Annotated in this window: 5 protein-coding genes; 2 read left to right on the forward strand and 3 right to left on the reverse strand. The window is 45.2% G+C overall.

The features are described from left to right. Window positions 1-66 precede the first annotated feature (66 nt). The 3 genes from pilO to pilM form a co-directional block, all read right to left on the reverse strand. Complete coding sequence (gene pilO, locus GX117_01635) at window positions 67-636, reverse strand: type 4a pilus biogenesis protein PilO (GenBank protein ID NLO32047.1); 570 nt, start codon at window positions 634-636, stop codon at window positions 67-69. Window positions 637-710: 74 nt separating this feature from the next. Then, entirely contained in the window at window positions 711-1,373 is a 663-nt protein-coding gene (locus GX117_01640; protein ID NLO32048.1) for a hypothetical protein, read from the reverse strand. Window positions 1,374-1,386: 13 nt separating this feature from the next. After that, complete coding sequence (gene pilM / locus GX117_01645) at window positions 1,387-2,613, reverse strand: type IV pilus assembly protein PilM (GenBank protein NLO32049.1); 1,227 nt, start codon at window positions 2,611-2,613, stop codon at window positions 1,387-1,389. A gap of 797 nt (window positions 2,614-3,410) precedes the next feature. Between pilM and raiA the strand changes: the two genes are divergently transcribed. Both raiA and GX117_01655 read left to right on the forward strand, forming a co-directional pair. Continuing rightward, the gene (gene raiA, locus GX117_01650) at window positions 3,411-3,977 is read left to right on the forward strand and encodes a ribosome-associated translation inhibitor RaiA (protein NLO32050.1); all 567 of its coding nucleotides are present in this window, start codon (window positions 3,411-3,413) and stop codon (window positions 3,975-3,977) included. Between the two features lie 57 nt (window positions 3,978-4,034). Continuing rightward, on the forward strand, window positions 4,035-4,660 hold a 626-nt coding region (locus GX117_01655; GenBank protein ID NLO32051.1), incomplete at its 3' end, for an HPr kinase/phosphorylase.

The following is a 4,660-nucleotide window of genomic DNA, read 5'->3' on the forward strand; positions in this document are numbered from 1 at the left end:
CAAGTACACCGACCAATACGACGCCGAGAACAGCGGCCATTATAATTTGCTTCTTGTTTTGTTCATTCATTTTGAGGTGTCCGCTTTACTGATAAACCTGAATGTACTCAAGATAAAAGACGCGGAGGAAACACCGTCTTTTTCTTCATTAATATCCAATTCCGATACTTTGAGATAACGCTCATCGCGCTCAAGCATATTGATGAAAGTGGCGATCTGGTGGAATTGCCCGTATGCCGTCACTTTATAAGGAATAATTTCTGTGTCTCCCGAGGTGGAAGTAGGCAGCGATGACAATTGCACACGCAACCCTATTTCTGCGCCCAGCAACTCAAAGCGATTTAACAGTCTCGGTATTTCTCGTTCGTCGGGCAGGCGGTCTTCAAAGATATCGACCAGTATTTTCATTTCCTGTGCTTCTTCACGCAACAGATCAATGGATTTGTTTACTTCTTCCGCCTGTTTCAAATTAGCCTGCACCGTTTTGAGATCATCACTACGCGTATCAATAGCTTGATTGATCCTGCGATATCCGAAAAAATAAAATGCGACAAAGAGCAGCGCGGCAATCAGGATCACTGTTGCGACAAAGATCAAGTCTTGTCGCGTCACTTTACCTTGTTGTATGTCCGTCATATGCTATCGTTACCTTTTGACTTCCCTTCCAACCTATGAAGCTTCTCATAGGCCGGAGTCGTGGTTTATGATCCCTAGCCGTTAATTAAATATTCAAAGGTAAATTCACGAGCCGGGTAGCCATCAAATTCTGTATCCGTTATTTTGGAAGTTTGCAGCGAAAAAGACCGTGAAAAATCTTCGTCCATGGTCGTATTCGTCGCCAAACTTCCCGTACTGCTTAGGCCCGTTTCGTCATCAATGGCATAGCCTGATATTTCTAATACACTGCGATCCACACTTATACGCGTAGTCTTCACTTTACCGGTCTTGGGGTCTATTTCTTCTTTGCCCGTCTTCGAATTGATGGCAGGCCGTTCTTCGGTAAATTTGCGCGATAAAACACGAATCCGTTTGTACCAAATATTTTCAGGCGTTAAGGTAGCCAAAAGATGCAAATGTTCAGACCAGACCCATCGATCGGCGAGAATCGTTTGAATGGCGCCAATCTTCTTTTGAAGCATTTCTTTTTGATTCTGTAATGATTCAAATTCTTGAACGGTCGATTCTAAGGCGTCAAGTTTCTTTTGCGTCGATTTAACTTGACGTTCCACACTGTTCAATTTCGTCTGCAGACTGACAAAAGAATTGCCCAAAAATATAATCGTTGCACCCAGCACAACCAAGCTAAAAATATGAGGCAGCGGTGTGCGCTGTATGGGCCGTAACTCGACGGGAAGCAGATTGATCTTTATCATAATTTCGGCATCCTCATAAATCCACCATGCCACGCGTCGCCAGACCAACAGCAACCATGAACTGTGCAGGATGGTTGAGCAATTGCTGCACAGTCGCTGTTGCAGGAACATGGACGGCACTGTTGACCGGTGAGGCAATATCAATAACACCAAAGCCTAATTCTTCTTCCAAGGCGTTGGCCAGCAAAGGGAAACGGGCTAGCCCGCCGGACAGAAGAATTCTATCCACCGGGTGTTCATATAATTGGTGTTCGTAATAGTCGAAGGAACGTCTCAATTCAATAGCAAATCGATTGAGCGGACCTGTTACCGCTTCTTGTATTTGAATTTCCCGCTGATGTTCCATCGCCACAGGAATACTGCTTTCAGGCATGGCGAAGGCATCTTCCTCATCAAGGGGATCCAGTAGAGAACCACTAAAATCGCCCGTGCCCGGAAGCTCCGCTAAAGGCACTTCGCCCGTATCGGTGTTGACCATGGTAGCGGAGCCTTCCCAGTCGGCAGATGTTTCGGGCGGCTCAAACTGCTCAATGAGATTCATCGCTTCTTCTTGGCTGCAATGAAGCGCTTTGGTAACGGCTTGAATTAATTCGCGGGAACCCCAATTGACGTCGCGAATAAAGTTTGAAATGCCGTTCTTAACGAAATGAACGGTAGACGAGGACAGCCCAATATCAATGATGGCAACCGATTCGGTTTTTGTGTATAAGTTGCATGCCTCTGCGCCGTCGGACAAGGCAAGGGAATCCACGCCGATAATACCGCAGGTCACGCCGGCATTGCTCAACAATTTTAAACGCGCTCGAATCACTTCGCGCATGGCGGCAACGATCAAGATCTTGGTGACCTCACGATTATCTTCTTGATACTTTTCAAGAACAGACCAATCCATAAACACATCGTTGAGATCATAAGGAATGTTGTTGGCCGCCTCCGTGGCAATGGTACTCTCCAATTGATCACGAGGAATATCAATAAGGCGCGGATAGCGAACAACGACGGTCTGACCGGGTAAAGAAGCCACAACCAAAGCATTTTTAGTTTGGATTTTTGAGGTGGCGTCCAAAATGGCAAGTGTTTGCGCTAATACAGGGTCGTTCTCGTATTGATTGCGATCAACGCGAGAAAACCCCGCCTGTTCTATGTTCAGGCGTCCTCTAGACCGCGACATAAGCACCACTTTAACAGCATGGGTACCGATGTCAAGTCCAATGGCCTTTTTTGGTTTACGAAAACCCAAGTGCCGATCCCTCCTGTCCATAGCGGTCCTCACAGGAAGACCGATTCAAAAATTGACGCTGATTAACTATTACGTTTACCTTCAATTTTCCTTGTTTTAGCAACCCTTCAAAAAATCGAGGTCGCTGATCTTTTACCTATAATATCAAATATAACCCACTTTGTCAAGACTTTACTCTAGCAAATTTAGGGCAGAGAAACAAACGAATAAAGAGATGTGGAGAAACGAAAAGTCGAGCTCAGTATCTCAAGCCGAGGGCAGACAATTATTTCAGTCAATTATAGCGGTATAAAATCGAGTTGCGGCTCTGTTATACACCTTTCTTCTTCACTGATTTTCAGAGGTACTAAAACGTTTTTTCGTGCTTTGATTCCTGCGCAAGCCCGAGGGTGCCTCTCTGCATGGCCAAGTAAACTCTTGACAAAAAGGAGAACTTGATTTTTTTGTTGTGCGCTTTTGGGGGACACAAAATTTTTTGTTGGGTTCCTATTTCTGTCGTGGCGACAACTCGACCTATCTTTTTTTGATGAACACCGTCGATCTATTCTCTCTCGATCTTTCCGTAATCGAAGCAGCTTCTCCACCTTATTTCTGATAGTCTTGGCGCCGTGGAAAATTTTTAAAGCTTTATTGTTGTTTATTTTGACAAGATTCTCGTTATATATAAAAGAACGTAAAGGATGTTGAAATATTCTTTCCTCCTATTTTTGGAGATGGGCGATATTTTGACTGAATATTTCTATACGTGATATGCTTTTGTTGGTACGATTATTGGATTGATAGAGGAGAAATCATTTATGAATTTAACAATCACGGGTCGTCACATGGAGATGACGGAGGCGCTGAGGATGTATATTGAGAGTCAAGTGAAAAAACTCAAAATTCACTTTGACAAGGCTATTGATATCGATGTAATTCTCGATGTGGAGAAACATCGGCATATAGCAGAGGTTAGTCTTCACGCCAATGGTGTGCGCATCCACAGCAAAGAAGTGTCTTCCGATATGTACGCTTCTTTGGACACGGTCATGTCAAAGCTGGAAAAACAGGTCCGCAAATACAAAGATCGGATTAACCGTCACCAACAGCGGCCCGATCGTTTCGGGCTTAGCTATAGTCACGCCATACTCGGTATGAATTCAGAAGCGGAGCAAGAAGATAATACCCAGGATAGCGAGTCTACACACCATATTGTGCAGCGCGAAAAACTGAGTATGAAGCCCATGACCGTTGATGAAGCCATGATGCAGCTTGATCTTGTGGATGAGCCCTTCTTGGTTTTTTCGAACGCCGACACCTCGCAAGTGAATGTTTTATATACCCGCGAAAATAATACTTACGGCCTAATTGAACCGGCCTATTAATTAAATTCCGAATCTCCGCGGATACGGCCGCAAATTGGAATTGCATGAAAGAGGCAGATGGATTTTAACGCGCTGCTTATCAAACGGAAAAATAATATCCCCGTATCCAGACTACTCGATTATGTTACTGTAGAATTGGATTTTGAACTGCTGGCAGGATTCCAAGGAACCGGGCGTCCCGTATGCACGTGGGATGTGAACCGACCGGGGCTGGCGCTGAGCGGCTACTTGGATTATTTTGCCAATGATCGCGTGCAAATCTTGGGGAACACAGAGATTCATTTCATGGAGCGCATGGAGCCTTCCGTACTGGCTACGGTTCTTGCCAACATGTTTTCCTTTGAAATCCCTGTATTTGTTTTATCCCGTAACTTGACGCCGCCCGCTGTTTTCCTGAATATGTGCAATAGAAATGGTATCCCTGTATTGCGCACGGCCATGAGCACCGCTGAAGTGATCAGCCGCATCATCCTCTTTCTTAGTGAAGAATTCGCGCCGGAAACCTCCTGTCACGGCACCGCCGTCGACGTCTACGGCATTGGATGTCTGCTTGTCGGTAAGGCGGGCATCGGAAAAAGTGAAACCGCCTTGGAACTTGTCGAACGAGGCCATCGCTTGGTAGCTGATGACTATGTCGAACTCAAATGCAGCCGAGAAGACTATTTATATGCTCAAATGAATCC

This window comes from Candidatus Hydrogenedentota bacterium, from assembly GCA_012523015.1.
GTDB lineage: Bacteria > Hydrogenedentota > Hydrogenedentia > Hydrogenedentales > CAITNO01 > JAAYBJ01.

Coding starts and splice junctions, on each gene's coding strand:
- pilO (NLO32047.1), bottom strand. CDS start 636: ATGACGGACATACAACAAGGTAAAGTGACGCGACAAGACTTGATCTTT.
- GX117_01640 (NLO32048.1), bottom strand. CDS start 1,373: ATGATAAAGATCAATCTGCTTCCCGTCGAGTTACGGCCCATACAGCGC.
- raiA (NLO32050.1), top strand. CDS start 3,411: ATGAATTTAACAATCACGGGTCGTCACATGGAGATGACGGAGGCGCTG.